Genomic DNA, 17,620 nt, shown 5'->3' with positions numbered 1-17,620 from the left:
TTATTCTAAGAAGCATTCCTTAGTGGAGCGCAAATCAACAGACTAATTAACAGCCATCCTTAAAAGAAATCATAAAAGAATGGTTTGGAATATGGGAATAGTTTTTCTAAAACAGCAATTTCTGACTCTGTACCTTTTATATATCCCAATTCAAATAATTCAGCCGGCCGCTTGTACCCAAATAGCAATGCAGTTAATGAATTAACATCCATCCTTACGCCTCTTTGTGGAGGCTGCACACAATTGCTCCCTTGCTTTTCCTTAAATTGCTTCACTTCTCCACTACCGATTAAATAGCTTCCATTGTTCCAAGGTGCATGCTCATCCTCCAAATGAATAAAGACCTTGTCAGTCACATCATTAAACCGATATTTTTGCAAACATTTCTCTGCATCTACAATTCGTGCCATAAAGTATGGTGTGACTTCTGTCTTTACTTTTGGCTGCTGCAGGATATATGGTAATAATTCATGATTGGATGTTAGAATGCTGATATTTTCAACCATAGAGTCGTGCTGACAAATAAAATTCCATAATCCAGCTCTTGCTTCTCTGTCTAGCGCTATAAACTCCTGAACGTCCATTTTTCGTTCTTTCACTTCAAATAAGATATAACCCTTCGGTTCCCCACTTTGATCATAGTAAACAGCAATCTGGCCATCATCGTAGATGTTATTCCTCCACCACGTTACATCACGAACAAGCATCCCCATATAATTTTTACTAAACTGAGCATATACACTTTCAATGTCACTGTGATGAGTCTCTTTTTGAAACCGTTTAATAGATCCTGGCTGACCATTTAGAAAGGTCAAATCTCTTTTCTCAATTTGAAGTTTCTTGTTCTCAGTAAATACTTCCCACCCAAATTTGCGATAAAATCCAATATCAAAGGGATGAAGCAGTGAAACAATTTGCTCTTCTTTCCGCATGCTTTCTAAAGCCTCGATAATTAACTTTTTCACATAACCGGTTCTTCTAAATTCAGGGTATGTTGCTACTCCCGCAACGCCACCCATTTTCCACTCTTGATCATTCATGTAAATATGGTATGGGATAATATGCAGCTTAGCTGCAAGAATATCATCCTCCCAAACTCCTATTATTTTATGGCGTTTTAACATTTCTATTCTCGAAGCAATACTGTCTTCAGGTATTTTATATTGGAAAGCATACATTGAAAGCTTCATTGATTCAGAATAATCTTTTTCAGTAAGTTCTTTAATTTCCATATCAACCATCACTCCCCTTTTACATTTATTTCTATCAAATCGTGAAAATTCCTTTATAAAAATAAAAAAAGTGCCTATTTTAGACACTTTAGAATCCAAGAATTGCTTTTATTACAGAGGTTGTTTCTCCACCGTGGAAAAAGACATATAACAATAAGTATACGGCAACTCCTGTGATGGCGGTAAAAAACCAAATGACACTTGTAATTGGACCCAGTTTCCTATGTTTCGTTAAGTTATTTTTATAACCTGTATAGAGTGTTACAATGCCAAATACAGCGCCAGTGGTGGCTAAGAAGATGTGGAAAATTAAAAAGATAGTGTAGTAAATTTTTAGATTGTCGGGACCGCCAAAAGCAGTATTTCCAATAAAAATCGTCCTAGAAGCATAAATGATAAAGAAAACAAGTGCAAATATTGCAGCCATAAACATGGTCTTCTTATGTGCTTCAATTTTCCTTTGTTTAATTTGCCACCATCCAATTGCAACAGTTATGGCACTTAAAACGATAAAGCTAGTACTAATCGTTGGTAAAATCGGTAGAGAATTCATGGCATGAGCCTCACTTTATATATATTCTACAATAATTTTAGTTTAGTTAGCCCATTTTTTCAATGGGCTGGTTCGTAAAAATTGTCGTTAAAATCCTATAGCCGATTTTAACGAAATAATCTATTTTGGTCTTTGAAATAAAATTTACAAGCTGTTTTCTATAAGAAAAGAGCTTAATAAAAAGAAAATCTCCCAATGATATGGGAGATTATTCGATAAGAGAGGGCTTTAAAGTCTGTTGTAACTCTTTCTCACTATCCGCTTGATCCTTACGGTACCATTCAAAAAAGACATGAGCTAAAATTACGCCGTAGACGATTTCCTGAATGATTTTCATAAGGACGCCGCCAAGCTGTTGGTCATGTAATAATGACATTGAACTAAATAATTCTGGACCACTAATATCTAATCCAGCAAATGTTGCCGGACCAACACAAAGACTCATTACCTGAGCCCATACTTCAGGATCAGAATAGGTTGCGTAGATTGAGCCAGGAGCAAAAATAATTAAAGCGCAGGCAGGAGTAATTAAAATACCGTCGGCAAAAATATACCCTACCTTCTTAAGACCGCTTAATCTTTGATGTTCTGGTAAAGGATTAATGAGCGGCCACCACATGAATATCGCGACGATAAATAAAAGAATCGAATAACCGGCATGTAACACAAAACTTTGCATAACCCGGTCAAAAATCATCGGTATATGGTAAAAAGAAAATAGACCGTTAAAAATAATTAATGCAATAAGTGGTTTTGTAAAAAAGTTAAAGAGTGTATGAACCAATTTAATCTTAAATAGCTTTCTCCAGATCCAAACAGGTACTCCAAATATAAAGATTGGAGGTATCACAAGAACTAATAGTGCCATTGAAATCATATGGATGTAGAACATTAAATGGGCCATTAAATCCAGCGGCGAGCCCTTAATTGCATAAATAAGGGTAATAGAGAGTAAAAATAACCCAGCCTGTTTTTTAGTCAATGGTTCACTATCCATAAATTTACTGCGGAATGTAACGGTAATTAAGAAATATACAGCCACAATCGCTAGTAAAGTTAATAGGAAGTACGGGCTCCAAAGTGCTTTAAAGCCAAAAATATCTAATGTAAGCACCGCATATCACCTCTAAATAGTAGTTATTCATAATTCTATTATAAACGTTAGCAAATTAAAGAAGCAAAGAAATGAATTATTTCCCTATAAAAAGAAAATCGGCATAAAGCCGATTTTCAAAAGATTACCACCAAATAATTGTTGAGAAAGCCAATACCGTTACAGCACCAACAAGCACTCCAGAATAGAGAAACAATGATGGAGCTTCGTGGCCTTTATGGCTCATATGCATGAAATAGTACAACTGAAAAATCACTTGCACGATAGCTAAGAGGATAATAAACGGCACAATAAACCAAGCCGAGAAACCTTTCATAGCCACTGCTGCAAAAGCAATTAATGTTAAAAAGATCATCAAGGCGAATGAAACAACTTGATGTCTCATTTCTTCAGCACTTTTTTTGCGGCGATATTCAATGTCAACTCTTGGGTTACCTGAATTTAATTGTGGATTTGCCATCAGTTTATCCCACCATCCCCATCAAATATACTACTGTAAAGATGAACACCCAAACTACGTCAATGAAATGCCAATAAAGGCTGGCAACGTAGAACTTAGGAGCATTGTAAAGATCCAAGCCACGTTTCGCATTGCGTACAATTAGTGTAGTGATCCATAAAAGACCGAATGCAACGTGAGCTCCATGGAAACCAACTAATGTGTAGAACGCAGAACCAAACGCACTGCTTGTAAAAGTATGATGATACTCATGCACATAGTGGCTAAATTCATAAATCTCTAATCCAAGGAATCCAAGCCCTAATAATAGAGTAAGAACTAACCAAATGTTCATTTTTTTAGCATTAAAGTTTTTCATGTGATACATTGCGTAAACACTTGTTAAAGAACTTGTTAATAACAACATTGTTGCTACAAATGTTAATGGCAAGTCATACAAATCTTTCGCTAATGTATGAGATGAATCAGGTACCTTATCCTTTAAAGCAAGGTAGGTAGCAAAGAGAGAGGCGAAAAGCACCGTCTCTCCACCAAGGAAGAACCAAAAGCCTAAAAATTTATTTTTTGCCTCAAGGGTTGATTTTTCAGGCTCAGCAGGCCATGTTTCATATGTTAATTTTTCTTCTGCGTGCATTATGCCTTAACCCCCTTATCTTTATCATCTTCCATTAATTCTTCTTTATGAATATGGAAACCATGGTCATCCTTCACTGAACGTAAGAACATTGCTCCAAAGGTAATTAATAAACCAATAATGATTACTGGTACTGACCATGCTTTATCATCCATGTGATACAATGCACCAAATGCGGCAACGAATAATCCGAATGCGATCACAAATGGTAAGAATGATGCATTTGGCATGTGGATGTCACCTACCGGCTCAGCAGGAGTCATTCCTTTTTTGCCTTCCATCTTTTCTAACCAATAAGCATCTAAACCACGTACAAGTGGAAGTTGTTTAAAGTTATAGAATGGCGGCGGTGAAGGAAGTGCCCACTCAAGTGTTCTTCCATCTCCCCATGGATCATTTCCAACTCTTACATTTTTCACAGAAGTCGCAATGATATTGTAAAGAAGAACGATTACAGCTAATGACATAAATACTGCACCAAGAGAACTAATTAAGTTAGATGTTTCAAATCCTTGACCAGGAAGATATGTGAAAACTCGACGCGGCATTCCCCATAGACCTAAGAAATGCTGAATAAAGAATGTCATATGGAAACCAATAAAGAATAACCAAAAAGTAATTTTACCTAGAGTTTCGTTTAACATGGTACCGAACATTTTCGGCCAGTAAAGGTGAGTTCCTGCTAGAAGCGCAAATACTACACCACCAACGATAACGTAATGGAAGTGAGCGACTACGAAATACGTATCATGGTATTGATAGTCTGCTGCTGCTGATGCAAGCATAACCCCTGTTACCCCACCGGCAACGAATGAAGGAATGAACGCTACAGCATAATGCATTGGAGTTGTAAATTTAACACTTCCGCCCCACATCGTTAATAACCAGTTAAAGATCTTAATACCAGTTGGTACACCGATTGCCATCGTTGCAACAGCAAAGATTGCATTTGCTACAGGTCCAAGACCAGTCGTGAACATGTGGTGAGCCCAAACCATGAATCCTAAGAAACCGATTAAAACTGTTGCGAATACCATTGAAGAGTATCCAAACAAGCGTTTTCTTGAAAACATTGCAAAGATTTCCGAGAAAATACCAAACGCAGGAAGTATTAAGATATATACTTCTGGGTGTCCGAAAATCCAGAATAAATGCTCCCAGATAACTGTGTTACCACCCATTGATGTTTCAAAGAAATTCGATCCAAACATACGGTCAAACATCATTAAGACTAGACCAACAGTTAATGGAGGGAATGCAAATAAAATAAGTGCAGATGTTACAAAAGTAGACCAAGTGAATAACGGCATCCTCATATAGGTCATTCCTGGTGCACGCATATTAATAATCGTTACAAGGAAATTAATACCACCAATAAGGGTACCTAAACCTGAAATCTGTAATCCCAATACATAGAAATCTACCCCGTGACCTTTAGAGGCCATCGCTAGGGATGCATAAGATGTCCAACCGGCATCAGGTGCACCATCAAAGAACCATGAAAGGTTTAGAAATACTCCTCCGAAGAAGAATAACCAAAATCCTAAGGCGTTTACAAATGGAAATGCCACGTCTCGGGCACCGATTTGTAACGGCATAATAGCATTCATAAAAGCAAACACAAGCGGCATTGCTGCAAGGAATATCATCGTGGTTCCATGCATGGTGATTATTTCATTAAATAAACCGGCACTAACAAAATCATTATTAGGTACTGCAAGCTGGATGCGGATAAATACTGCTTCAAGTCCGCCTATTACAAAGAAGAATCCACCTGCAATAAGATATAGGATTGCGATTTTTTTATGGTCAACAGTTGTTAAATAGTCCCATAAAGTCGCGCCAAATCCCTTTTTTTGTGCGTAGGTACTCACGCTTTTTACCTCCCTTTCTACCAAATCCCCTATTATTCCTGAACTTTTAATCCCATTAGATAAGCTGTTAAAGCATCAAGCTGTTCTTCACTTAATTCTGGATATTTACCTGTCATTAAGTTTCCTGGCTTGTATTTTTCAGGAGTACGCAGCCAATTTTTTAAATCTTCTTCACTATGCTCTAATACACCTGCAATACGAGAGCGATCTCCAAAGTTTGTTAAGTTAGGCGCTAATCTTGCCTCTGGAGGTGTTGTATTTCCCGGTGTTACAGCGTGACAGCTAACACAGCTCTTGTTAAAGATTTCTTGACCTTGCTGAGCTAAAGCTGTATCTGCTTTTGCTGGTTCTTTTACTTCCTTCATATCAGCAACCCAGCTGTCAAAGTCATCTCGGTTTAATGTTTTTACTTTAAAGTCCATTAAAGCATGTGAAGGTCCACAAAGCTCAGCACATTTACCATAGAATAAATCCCCAGCCTCTTCTGCCTTCGCACTATCGAACTCTAACCAGAATTTATTAACATTCTCGGTATTCGTATCAAGCTTACCGCCTACCGCTGGAACCCAGAAAGAGTGTTTAACATCAGAAGATATTAAGTTAAAGTATACCTTTTCATCTGTTGGAACTACTAAATCTTGACCAGTCACAATTCCTTGGCCAGGATATTCAAATTCCCACCAGTATAAATTTGAACGCACATTGATCACCAATGCATCAGAATCTTTCTTCTCCATAGGTGATACATCTGCTAATTTAAATGTAGCAGAAACCGTTGGAACCGCTAAAAGCAATAGTAATAAAATAGGTATAACTGTCCAAATAATTTCTAGTTTGTGACTTCCTTCTACTTGTTTTGGAATCTTTTCATCTTTACGTCTGAACTTAACTAAAACGATAAAGAAGATTACCATAACAACTACAATAACCCCTACCATAATCAATGTACTAAGTTTCATCAGATCATATTGAATGTCTGCAACTTCACCAGCAGGCCTTAATGTCGATAAGAACGGTTCGCCACATCCTGAAAGGATAAGCGAAAGAATCGCAAATATCGAAATCAAACGCCATTTTGCAAGCCTTTTCATAGCTAAATCATACCCCTCTTTCGCTAAATGATTTCTTAAATTATCTGTGATCAAAAATGTATGTAGTTTCATTCTTTCTTAAATGTTAAAAAGAAACACAGAGGCAAATAGGTTCATTGCCTCCATATTTTTTATAACAACGAAGAGTACTTATATTCCCCTAAATTAAGAAAGAACATCCCAGCTAAACCAATGTTACAATGACCATTGCAACAAAAATAATCGTTAGATATTGCAATGAGTACACAAACATTAGTTTTGCCCACTTAATATCATCTTTGATCTTATATCCATAAATCCCTAATACAAGCCAACCGATATTTAATACAGTTGCCAAAATTAGAAATGGGATTCCTAATGAAGTTAGTAATAAAGGTGTTGGTAATAGTGCCGCCACCCATACTAGGATGTGTTTCTTTGTTGTTTTGAATCCTTTCACTACTGGAAGCATTGGAATGCCGGCAGCTCGGTATTCCTCTACCCTTCTCATAGCAAGAGCATAAAAATGGGGAGGCTGCCAAATAAACATAATAATAAACAATGACCATGCGATAATATCAAGATTTCCGTCTACTGCAGCCCAGCCGATTAATGGCGGTACTGCCCCGGAAATGCTGCCTATAATAGTATTTGAAACCAATTGTCGTTTTGACCACATAGAGTACAGGACAACATAACTAAAAACCCCAAGCAGCCCAATCACTGTTGCAGTCACAGTAGTAAAGAATAGAAAAATTGTACCTATAGCAATTAGGAGTATACCTAATCCAAGTACCTTCGAAGGAACTATTTTCCCAGTAACCGTAGGTCTTGATTTTGTTCTTTCCATTAACGGATCAATATCACGATCAATATAATTATTTATACTGCATGAACCCGCAATAATAAGCGAGGAACCTATAACAGTAAATAATACAATATCTAAATTGTTTAGAAAACTTTGACCACTAAAGTGGAGCGCGAGCCAGATACCTGTAAAAGTAGTAATAAGATTCGAATTTACAATCCCAATTTTTATTAGTGCCATAAAATCTTTCCACATTGTGGTTTCCATATGTGAATTAAGACCCGTAGAACCATTTTCTATCGTCGCTTCACCAAATGCCTTTGAATTTGGCATTTTTCCCCCTCCTAAAATGTTCTAATTATTATTATAAACCCGATAGATAACTTTACCAAATTATAATAGTTATTTATAAGCTATTATTATTTTATAATATTGTTATTTAAGTAACACTTTCTCTGTATATTAAATCACACTTTAGTGTATTTTTGTGAATTTTTTTTGAATAATTTTTGTCTAAATTGTGTCAGCCTCTATTTAATACCCATTATACTATATATTAGAATCTTTAGATAATAAAATACACTCTAATTTAAGCAAAATCCAAATATTTTCTTTGTGTTATAGACAACAATTGTAAATTTCAAGTTTGTTATATATAAGCTCATTTTAACCTACCTACTATTACTAACAGACACTTCTTTTTTTAGCAATAGTTTTCACTATAATAATAGTGTTAATCTAAACAATAATTTTTTCTAAAAGTTATGCAAAAATTTCTGTTTTAATTCTGTTCTTTTTTCTACGTTTTCGATATGATAGATAGGTACTTTTATCACTTCATATTTAAAATCATTATATTTACAAAATATTGATAAAAATGATTAAACTTTTATGTAAGAAGGTGATTTTTTGCAACGTTCTTTAAAGTGGCTTGCAGTGGCAACTACTATTGGAATGATTTTGGTTCTACTTGGGGGTGCCCTCGTAACAAAAACGGAGTCCGGTATGGGGTGCGGTAGATCTTGGCCTTTATGTAACGGAGAGTTCGTTCCAACTGATATAACTCCCGAGTTAGTGATAGAACTTGCTCATCGACTTGTGTCTGGCTCTGTTGGTTTTTTGGTACTGATCTTATCTATCTGGTCATGGAAAGTAATCGGGCACATAAGGGAAACCAAATTTCTTTCTTTTCTATCGTTTTTCTTTCTAGTGTTACAAGGATTAATTGGAGCAGCAGCAGTCATTTGGGAACAGTCTGATTTTATCCTCGCCCTTCACTTTGGAATCTCACTGATTTCCTTTGCCGCCGTATTTTTGCTTACATTATTAATCTTTGAAGTGGATAAAAAGTTTGACGCCGATAAACTTATGATTGATAATAGAATGGGATTTCATATTATCTCTATTTCTATTTATAGCTACTTTGTTATTTATACAGGCGCATTAGTTCGTCATACCGAATCAAGTTTGGTTTGCCGTGATTGGCCACTATGTATCAATGACAGCCCAGCGATGCCTAGTAATCTTTATGAATGGGTGCAAATGGGGCACCGCGCTGCGGCGGCAGGTATCTTTATTTGGATAGCATATGCAGCATACTTAGCAATAAAAAAATATCGTCATCAAAAAGTCATCTATTGGGGCTGGATTAGTGCATTTACATTAGTATCCTTACAAGTAATATCGGGAGCTGTTATTATTTTTACCCGATTAAATCTTTACATCGCATTATTGCACGCTCTATTTATTACCTGTTTATTTGGTGTATTAAGTTATTTTCTCTTTTTACTCTCAAGGTCGCGAAAGAATAAATAACAAAAAAAAGTTGCCAGGTTTTACCTTGGCAACTTTTTTATATTGATTATTTCTCCAGTTCAAGCAGTAAATCACCGGTTTGAATAGCGTCATCATTTTTCACATAGATTTCCTTTATTACTCCTGAATATGGAGCTTGGACTGTTGTTTCCATTTTCATAGCTTCCGTAATCAAGAGATGGTCTCCACGTTCTACTCTTTCCCCTTTTTCCACTACTACCTTTACAACAGTACCAGGCATGGTAGCCGATATATGTGTTTCATTTTTAGGGTCTGCTTTTACTCTGGTTAGTACTGAAGCTTTAATACTTTCATCTTTAATATTAACCTCACGAGGCTGACCATTTAGTTCAAAATAAACCACACGTGTGCCGTCGGCCTGTGGCTGCCCAATTGAGACGAGTTTAACAATAAGAGTTTTACCTGTTTCAATTTCAACTTCAATTTCTTCCCCTAGCCTTAGACCATAAAGGAAAGTAGGTGTGTCTAGAAATGATAAATTCCCATATTGCTCTACCGTATTAAGATACTCTTTATAAACCTTTGGATACAGTGCATAGGAAATCAAATCAATATCTGAAATGTTTCTTCCTAACTCCTTCTCTAACTCATCCTTTAGTTCGGTAAAATTAATCTCTGGAAGTAACTCACCTGGACGGACCTCCAAAGGCTTTTTCCCCTTTAATATAACGTTCTGAAGTCTTTCTGGAAATCCTTGATGCGGTTGACCTAGATGTCCTTGGAACAACTCAATCACTGAATCCGGGAAATCAATCGAGTCTCCTTTAGTAAGGACATCCTCCTCTGATAGATTATTCTGTACCATAAACAGTGCCATATCCCCGACAACCTTAGATGATGGCGTAACCTTTACGATATCCCCAAACATATGATTAACTTTGGTGTACATTTGTTTAACCTCATCCCACTGCTCGCCAAGCCCAACACCTTTAGCTTGCTGCTGGAGATTACTGTATTGTCCACCCGGCATTTCATGCTGATACACCTCTGAATGCGGCGCTACCATTCCACTTTCAAAATCATGATAAAATTTACGAACATCCTCCCAATAATAAGAAAGCTGTTCCAATGCTTCAATCGTTACATCTGGTTTCCTATCCTTACCCTCTAATGCATAATAAAGTGAATTTGCGCTCGGCTGAGAAGTTAGCCCTGCCATCGTACTTAAAGCTGTATCCACGATATCTACCCCGCCGTCAATTGCACGCGCATATGTGTAAATGCCATTTCCGCTTGTATCATGGGTATGGAGATGAATCGGAATATCTATAGTCTCTTTTAACTCAGAAATTAGTCGATAGGCAGCTTCTGGTTTTAGCAGCCCAGCCATATCTTTTATTCCTAAAATATGTGCTCCTTGGTTCTCTAGCTCTTTAGCAAGTGTTTTATAATAGTTCAGGTTATATTTCACTCTTGTTTCGTCCAGAATATCACCAGTATAACAAATCGCCGCTTCTGCGATCTTTCCACTATCTCGCACCGCTTCAATCGCAATTTCCATTCCCGGTACCCAGTTTAAACTGTCGAACACTCTAAAGACATCGATACCTTCCTCTGCAGACTTTTGTACAAATTCACGAATAAGATTATCAGGATAATTTTTATATCCAACTGCATTAGAACCACGGATTAACATTTGAAACAGAACATTCGGAATTTTTTCGCGAAGCACCTGTAACCTTTCCCATGGATCTTCTTTTAAAAAGCGATAGGCTACATCAAAGGTAGCTCCTCCCCACATTTCAAAGGAAAACAAGTTTGGTAAAAGTTTGGCTGTCGGTTCAGCTATATGCAAAAGGTCTGTAGTTCTGACCCTGGTTGCCAATAACGACTGGTGTGCATCTCTGAAGGTAGTATCCGTTAGTAGTACCTTTTTTTGATTCTTTATCCAATGAACAAGTCCATCAGCACCATTTTGATCCAGTATTTGTTTTGTTCCCTCCAGGTATGGGAGATCATATTTTACTTTAGGAATTCTTGGGTTAGAAAAAACGGGTCTTTTCTTTTTTTCAATTCCAGGGAAACCATTCACCGTGACGTTCCCAATATACGATAGCATTTTGGTCCCACGGTCTTTACTAACTGGAAATACAAATAATTCAGGGGTTGAATCAATAAATGATGTATCATATTCCCCTCTTCTGAACTTCTCATGTCTAACTACATTCTCTAGAAACGGAATGTTTGTTTTAATGCCACGAATTCTAAACTCCCTAAGATTCCTAACCATTTTTGAAGCAGCTTGTTCAAAGGTTAATGCCCATGTAGAAAGCTTCACAAGCAATGAATCATAATAGGGTGTTATGACTGCACCTTGAAATCCATTTCCTGCATCAAGTCGAACACCGAAGCCACCTCCAGAACGGTAAGCCATTATCTTCCCAGTATCCGGCATGAAGTTATTTAACGGGTCTTCTGTGGTAACACGTGACTGTATAGCAAAACCATTAAGCATAATTTTCTCTTGTGGAGGTATTCCCACAATCGGACTGTGTAAGTCTTGCCCTTCAGCAACTAATAGTTGTGTATGAACAATATCAATGCCGGTTACCATCTCTGTTACGGTATGCTCAACCTGAATTCTTGGATTAACTTCAATAAAATAGAAGTCCTGACCAGAAACAAGAAATTCAACCGTACCCGCGTTTATGTAAGCAACATTCTTCATTAACTTAACAGCTGCAGCACAAATTTTCTCACGTAAAGAATCGGAAATCGATACACTTGGGGCCACCTCAACAACTTTTTGATGTCGTCGCTGTACAGAACAATCCCTATCATACAAGTGGACGATGTTCCCATTTATATCCCCAAATATTTGGACCTCTATATGTTTTGGTTTTTCGATTAATTTTTCCAGATAAACTTCATCGCTTCCAAAAGCTGCTTTGGCTTCTGATTTAGCTCGGTCAAAAGCTTCTTGCATTTCTTCTTGATTTCTTACAATTCGCATTCCACGGCCGCCGCCGCCCAGGGCTGCTTTAATAATGATTGGAAAACCATAATAGTGCGTAAACTCCTGTACCTCTTCAATATTTTTGACTGGGCCATCAGTGCCAGGAATTACGGGTATACCGGCCAATTCTGCTTGCTTTCTTGCTTTAACCTTATCTCCAAACATATCAAGGTGGGTGGAAGTTGGTCCAATAAAAATAATGCCTTCTTCTTCACATCGTCTTGCGAAATGAATATTCTCGGATAAGAAACCATAACCTGGATGTATTGCATTTGCACCGCTGAATTTTGCGATTTCAATGATACCATCAATGTCTAAGTAAGCATCAATGGGTTTTTTCCCTTCACCAACTAAATAGGCCTCATCCGCTTTATAGCGATGATACGAACCCGTATCTTCCCTCGAATAAATGGCAACTGTTTGGATATTTAATTCAGTACATGCCCGAAAAACACGAATGGCAATTTCTCCTCTGTTTGCGACTAACACTTTGTTAATTTGTCTTGTCATCAAAAGCACCTCATTCTTTCTCTCTTTTTTATATGAAAGCGCAGGGATACAATTTTCCCAGCGCTAGGTTCGAAATTGATATACATTTCCGTCTTGGTGGTTATTATTCTTTTCTAGGTGCTTTTGTTTATATTTATTTTCATATTTAACAAACATAGAAACATTAACTAAAATACCAGCCGCTATTGCTAATTGTAAAAGTGAAGATCCGCCATAGCTGACAAATGGTAATGGGACACCTGTAAGAGGCATTATTCCCGAAACCCCAGCTAGATTGATAAAAGACTGTATTCCAATCATACTGGATATCCCAATCGCTAATAAACTTCCAAATGGATCCTTACATCGCAATCCAAGATATATCCCTCGTAACACTATATAACCTAACGTAAGGATTACGAAGCTTACCCCCCATACTCCTAACTCTTCTGCAATAACTGCCATAATAAAATCAGTATGTGATTCCGGTAAATAGCCTAACTTCTGGACACTTTTTCCTAGTCCTAGTCCATTTATGCCGCCTGAGCCAATCGCAATATAGGAGTTCGCTAGATGAAACCCAGAATCAAGTTCATCTTCGAATGGATTACTTAAAACTTCAAAACGCTCCAAACGTTTTTCAGAAAATATTTCGTCCTGCAGTACTAAGAAGACTGGTGATATAAGAATCATACCCAGCAAGATTAATTTAGTAATATTTTTAATATTCATTCCTGATGAAAGGATGATTGTTCCTGCAATTAAACCAATAATCAGTGCAGTCCCAAAGTCTGGTTGAAAGGCAATCAATCCAAGTACGATTACCAAGTAGGCTAACGGAGGAAGTACACCATGGTTGAATTTATTAATATATGCCTGCTTCTTTGCGTAAACGGCTGATAGATAAATAATAAGAGATATTTTTACAAACTCAGCCGGCTGAATACTAATAAAGCCAAAGTCATACCAACTTTGAGCATTTCCTCTAACTTGTCCGAATACAAATAGACCTAAGAGACCCAATATAGATAACCCCACCATTGGGAGTAAAAACCTTGTACTCTTCATAATTTTATAGGGAAATAAAGCAATCAATAGAAAAATCAATCCCGAGACGCATAAATATAGCTTTTGTTTTTGATAAAAATAATCACTAGGAACGTGGTATCGTTGAACGGCTGAAGCCATACTGGCGCTGTATACCATTACTAATCCAAATAAAGATAGCAGAATAATGGCTATGATTAATGAAAAATCATAGGATTTCAATATTTTTTTTAACATCTTATAACTTCCTCGTTTTTTTAAAATTGTCGTTATTGCTATTATAATAGAAAATGAAACGAATGGGTTGAGGAAAAGTTACTTTACTCCAACATTGCGTATGGGAATATTCTGAAAATGGCAGTAGTTAATAAAAAACTCAAACAACACACTATCATTGTTTGAGTTTTTTTAGCTATTTTCTAATGGATGCTTCATGAAGCGCAGATAATTCTCTTTCTAATTTATCTAGTATCGCTTTACCATCCTTGACTTCAATTAAGCCTAATCTAACCGCAAATTCGATCTCTCTAGATAAACCAAACATTTGCGTATCCAATACCTCTTCATAAAGTGGGCATTGAGGCATCGTGAGATTTTCCATTTGCACTTTAATAAGCTTTAATATTTTTTCAGCGTCTGCCTGTAATAAGGCATAGGCTTTTTCCTGATGATTCACAATCATTTCAGACGCCAACATTGATCCCCCCATTCAGAGCGATAACCCAACTTATCTATAAATTTTACCTTTTACCACTGAAAAATGCAAGAACTATAACTGTAGGAGTACTGTGAATGTCATCTTACTTATATGACATTCACTCTAATTCAAGGTATAATTTACTAGAAATGAACTGGAGGAATGAAAGATGGAAAACATTATTGTACTGTCCGGAAAGGTTAAATATACGATTACTCTCGAACCCACTGTTTGGATTTTTGATGACCGAAAGATTGATTTGACTACTTACTTCTCATCCACTTCAAATCCGTCAAACGAGCTTGAGGAATATACCAAATCAATTTCGAAACATTGGGATCGTGAAATTACCGAAGGAGCCATTTATCCGCCAACCTTAAAAACAGAGAAAAAGTATGAGAAGGAAAAGGTATTAACGGGAAGTTTCGGGATCCCATTTCAACCTTTTTTAAAAAATGCAGAGCCCGATGAAACTGCAGCTTTTTTAGTGATAAAAACAACAACATCGGAACATGAAATTCCCCTTGAAAAGGCAATGAACCTAGTTTTAGGTTTCTCCAATGCGGGGAAGCCACTTTCTGAAGATGGGCCTGTCCACGTTTATTTCGGAGATGGCTCTAACCAGCAAGAACCAATTAAACATGTCAGGGAGTTTATTGTAAAATAGCAAACAACGGGTGCCAATCGGTACCCGTTTGGAACATTTGTATTTTATTTTACCTTAGCATTTTACAGCAAATCTGCTGCCAGTCTTGCTAATCCAGATCGCTCTCCTTTTAATAATTTAACATGTCCCGAAATAACTTGGTCTTTAAAACGTTCGACGACATAGGTTAACCCATTATTGTATGCATCAAGATATGGATGGTCGATTTGTTCTGGGTCGCCCATTAAGACAATCTTACTGCCCTCACCTACACGTGTTAAAATTGTTTTTACTTCATGTTTTGTTAAGTTTTGTGCTTCATCAATGATAATAAATTGTTTTGGCAGACTTCTTCCCCTTATATAGGTTAAAGCCTCTACCTCAATTGAACCCATTCCTGCAAGGATCGCGTCCAATTCACCAGGTTTTTTCGTATTAAATAGATATTCAAGATTATCGAATATCGGCTGCATCCATGGTCTAAGTTTTTCTTGTTTTTCTCCGGGTAAATAACCTATATCCTTACCAACAGGTACAATCGGTCTAGCTACTAATAACTTTTTAAATTCTCTAAAATCTTCCGTCTGCATTAATCCTGATGCTAGAGCTAAAAGCGTTTTACCTGTACCTGCTTTTCCTATTAATGTAACTAACGGTATATCTTTTCGAAGCAATAACTCAATTGCCATGGTTTGTTGGACATTTCTCGGATGAATCCCCCATACATGTTCCTGATTAATCGCAAGTTTTTTTACCATTTGCTTTGTTTTATCCACCATTCCTAACGCTGAAGCAGATCCACCTAAAGCATCTTTCATGATTAAGAATTGATTGGGATAGTACGAATACTTACCTATCTCCGATAAAGGCAGCTCCCCTTTATCATAAAACTTACCCATTAATTCTCCAGATAAATAAACCTCTAAAAAACCAGTGTATATATGGTCGATTTCGACCACCCTATCACTTAAAAAGTCCTCCGCTGTTAACCCAATTGCGTCAGCCTTAACTCTGACTAGCGTATCCTTGCTTACAAGGATTACTGGCTTTCCATCTTCCTTTTGTTGTTCCTCTGTTGATAGGTTTTTTGCTACCGCAAGGATCCTATTGTCATTTGTTTTCTCAACAAAAATTTCCTGTAATTCATGAAAGGCACGATGATTAAGTTCAATTCTAATGGTTCCACCATTTTCAAGTGGGATTTTCTCATGAAGCTTCCCCGCTGCTCGCAATTCATCAATTAATCTTGATACATGGCGGGCATTTCTACCAATTTCATCCATGTATCTCTTCTTTGAGTCCACTTCTTCAAGGACAACTGCAGGAATGACTACTTCATTATCTTCGAATGAGAATATGGAATACGGGTCTTGTAATAAGACGTTTGTATCTAACACGTATATTTTACTCAAAGCGACGCCTCCACTTTTTCTAGTTGTGGCTTGTTCATGGTTCAAACAAAACCGAATGCTAGATAGGACTTTGGTAAAATATATGTTTGTTCGAATAAAGATAGAAGGAATTCCGCACAATAAATGTAAGTTGAGTAAACAAAACTCGTGTATCCTTGAGGAATCCTTATATAACTCTTTGTGGAGGTGGATATGTTAATGAAAAAGGTTTTTATGCTTAGTTGTTTATTATTGATCTTAGCCGCTTGTAATAATAACACTAACAATGCACAAAATAACGAGAAGCAATCATTAGTTAATGTCAAGAACAGCAATATCGAAAATGTAGACAGGAAAACAGGTCAAGAGATTTCTAAACGATTAGTCGAGCTTGCCACTAGTATTCCAAATGTTCATGACGCTACTGCTGTTGTTATTGGCAGGTATGCCATTGTGGGCATTGATGTAAATTCGAAGATTGAACGATCTCAAGTGGGGTTAATCAAATATTCTGTGGCTGAAAGTCTAAAAAAAGACCCTTATGGTGCAACTGCCATTGTTGTGGCTGACGCAGATACCAATCAACGTCTAAAAGAAATTGCAGCAGATATCGAAAAAGGAAGACCCATTCAAGGTATTATGGAAGAATTGGCAGACGTTGCGGGCAGGTTAATGCCTGAAATCCCAGGCGATATGATAGATCCAAATCCTAAAAACGCCCCTGAGGAACCAAAGAAAAAGCTGCCAGATGACCAAAAACGAGAGTTAGAGAAAGATCAGGAAGATCAATCCAATCATTATAAATAAAAAGGC

15 protein-coding genes are annotated in these 17,620 nt (G+C 37.0%); 3 read left to right on the top strand and 12 right to left on the bottom strand.

The genetic code is table 11. The annotated features are described in order from the left end of the window. Nucleotides 1-59 precede the first annotated feature (59 nt). The 8 genes from BANA01_RS02890 to cyoE all read right to left on the bottom strand — a co-directional run bounded on the left by BANA01_RS02890 (nt 60) and on the right by cyoE (nt 8,078). Nucleotides 60-1,232, bottom strand: coding sequence for a GNAT family N-acetyltransferase (locus BANA01_RS02890; protein ID WP_034674226.1), 1,173 nt, complete (start codon nt 1,230-1,232; stop codon nt 60-62). Between the two features lie 88 nt (nt 1,233-1,320). Beyond that, complete coding sequence (locus BANA01_RS02885) at nt 1,321-1,785, bottom strand: DUF420 domain-containing protein (RefSeq protein ID WP_034674198.1); 465 nt, start codon at nt 1,783-1,785, stop codon at nt 1,321-1,323. Nucleotides 1,786-1,993: 208 nt separating this feature from the next. Further along, complete coding sequence (ctaG, locus tag BANA01_RS02880) at nt 1,994-2,899, bottom strand: cytochrome c oxidase assembly factor CtaG (RefSeq protein ID WP_034674196.1); 906 nt, start codon at nt 2,897-2,899, stop codon at nt 1,994-1,996. A gap of 124 nt (nt 2,900-3,023) precedes the next feature. Continuing rightward, nucleotides 3,024-3,359, bottom strand: a complete 336-nt coding sequence (gene ctaF, locus BANA01_RS02875; protein WP_034674194.1) for a cytochrome c oxidase subunit IVB — start codon at nt 3,357-3,359, stop codon at nt 3,024-3,026. Nucleotides 3,360-3,363: 4 nt separating this feature from the next. Then, nucleotides 3,364-3,993, bottom strand: a complete 630-nt coding sequence (locus BANA01_RS02870) for a cytochrome c oxidase subunit 3 (RefSeq protein WP_034674192.1) — start codon at nt 3,991-3,993, stop codon at nt 3,364-3,366. Then, nucleotides 3,993-5,867, bottom strand: coding sequence for a cytochrome c oxidase subunit I (gene ctaD, locus BANA01_RS02865; protein ID WP_034674190.1), 1,875 nt, complete (start codon nt 5,865-5,867; stop codon nt 3,993-3,995). Before ctaD ends, BANA01_RS02870 begins: the two co-directional genes overlap by 1 nt. Nucleotides 5,868-5,899: 32 nt before the next feature. Beyond that, nucleotides 5,900-6,958 carry a cytochrome c oxidase subunit II gene (gene coxB, locus BANA01_RS02860; protein ID WP_034674188.1) on the bottom strand — a complete coding sequence of 353 codons (1,059 nt, stop codon included), beginning with the start codon at nt 6,956-6,958 and terminating at the stop codon, nt 5,900-5,902. Nucleotides 6,959-7,142: 184 nt separating this feature from the next. Next, a complete protein-coding gene (gene cyoE / locus BANA01_RS02855; protein ID WP_063251576.1) occupies nt 7,143-8,078 on the bottom strand; it encodes a heme o synthase in 936 nt (311 codons plus the stop codon). A gap of 576 nt (nt 8,079-8,654) precedes the next feature. On the opposite strand from cyoE, the gene BANA01_RS02850 reads away from it, so the two are divergent. Further along, the gene (locus BANA01_RS02850) at nt 8,655-9,560 is read left to right on the top strand and encodes a COX15/CtaA family protein (RefSeq protein ID WP_063251575.1); all 906 of its coding nucleotides are present in this window, start codon (nt 8,655-8,657) and stop codon (nt 9,558-9,560) included. Between the two features lie 46 nt (nt 9,561-9,606). Here the strand turns inward: BANA01_RS02850 and pyc are convergent, their stop codons facing one another. From pyc to BANA01_RS02835, 3 genes are all read right to left on the bottom strand, one after another. Further along, nucleotides 9,607-13,047, bottom strand: coding sequence for a pyruvate carboxylase (gene pyc / locus BANA01_RS02845; RefSeq protein ID WP_034674221.1), 3,441 nt, complete (start codon nt 13,045-13,047; stop codon nt 9,607-9,609). A gap of 63 nt (nt 13,048-13,110) precedes the next feature. Further along, nucleotides 13,111-14,310, bottom strand: a complete 1,200-nt coding sequence (locus BANA01_RS02840) for an FtsW/RodA/SpoVE family cell cycle protein (protein ID WP_063251574.1) — start codon at nt 14,308-14,310, stop codon at nt 13,111-13,113. 175 nt (nt 14,311-14,485) lie between these two features. Next, the gene (locus BANA01_RS02835; RefSeq protein ID WP_063251657.1) at nt 14,486-14,767 is read right to left on the bottom strand and encodes an Fpa/YlaN family protein; all 282 of its coding nucleotides are present in this window, start codon (nt 14,765-14,767) and stop codon (nt 14,486-14,488) included. Nucleotides 14,768-14,939: 172 nt separating this feature from the next. Between BANA01_RS02835 and BANA01_RS02830 the strand changes: the two genes are divergently transcribed. Continuing rightward, complete coding sequence (locus BANA01_RS02830; RefSeq protein ID WP_063251573.1) at nt 14,940-15,437, top strand: hypothetical protein; 498 nt, start codon at nt 14,940-14,942, stop codon at nt 15,435-15,437. A gap of 62 nt (nt 15,438-15,499) precedes the next feature. On the opposite strand, the gene BANA01_RS02825 is transcribed toward BANA01_RS02830, so the two are convergent. Further along, nucleotides 15,500-16,828, bottom strand: a complete 1,329-nt coding sequence (locus BANA01_RS02825; protein WP_063251572.1) for a PhoH family protein — start codon at nt 16,826-16,828, stop codon at nt 15,500-15,502. 198 nt (nt 16,829-17,026) lie between these two features. On the opposite strand from BANA01_RS02825, the gene BANA01_RS02820 reads away from it, so the two are divergent. Further along, nucleotides 17,027-17,614 (top strand): YhcN/YlaJ family sporulation lipoprotein, encoded by a 588-nt coding sequence (locus BANA01_RS02820; protein WP_063251656.1) that lies wholly within the window; start codon nt 17,027-17,029, stop codon nt 17,612-17,614. Nucleotides 17,615-17,620: the final 6 nt, after the last annotated feature.

The sequence above is a fragment of the Neobacillus niacini NBRC 15566 genome (assembly GCF_001591505.1).
In the GTDB taxonomy this organism is placed as follows: domain Bacteria; phylum Bacillota; class Bacilli; order Bacillales; family Cytobacillaceae; genus Neobacillus; species Neobacillus niacini.
The sequence above is the reverse complement of the archived record's forward strand: the minus strand, read 5'-3'. Positions and strand labels throughout refer to the sequence as shown.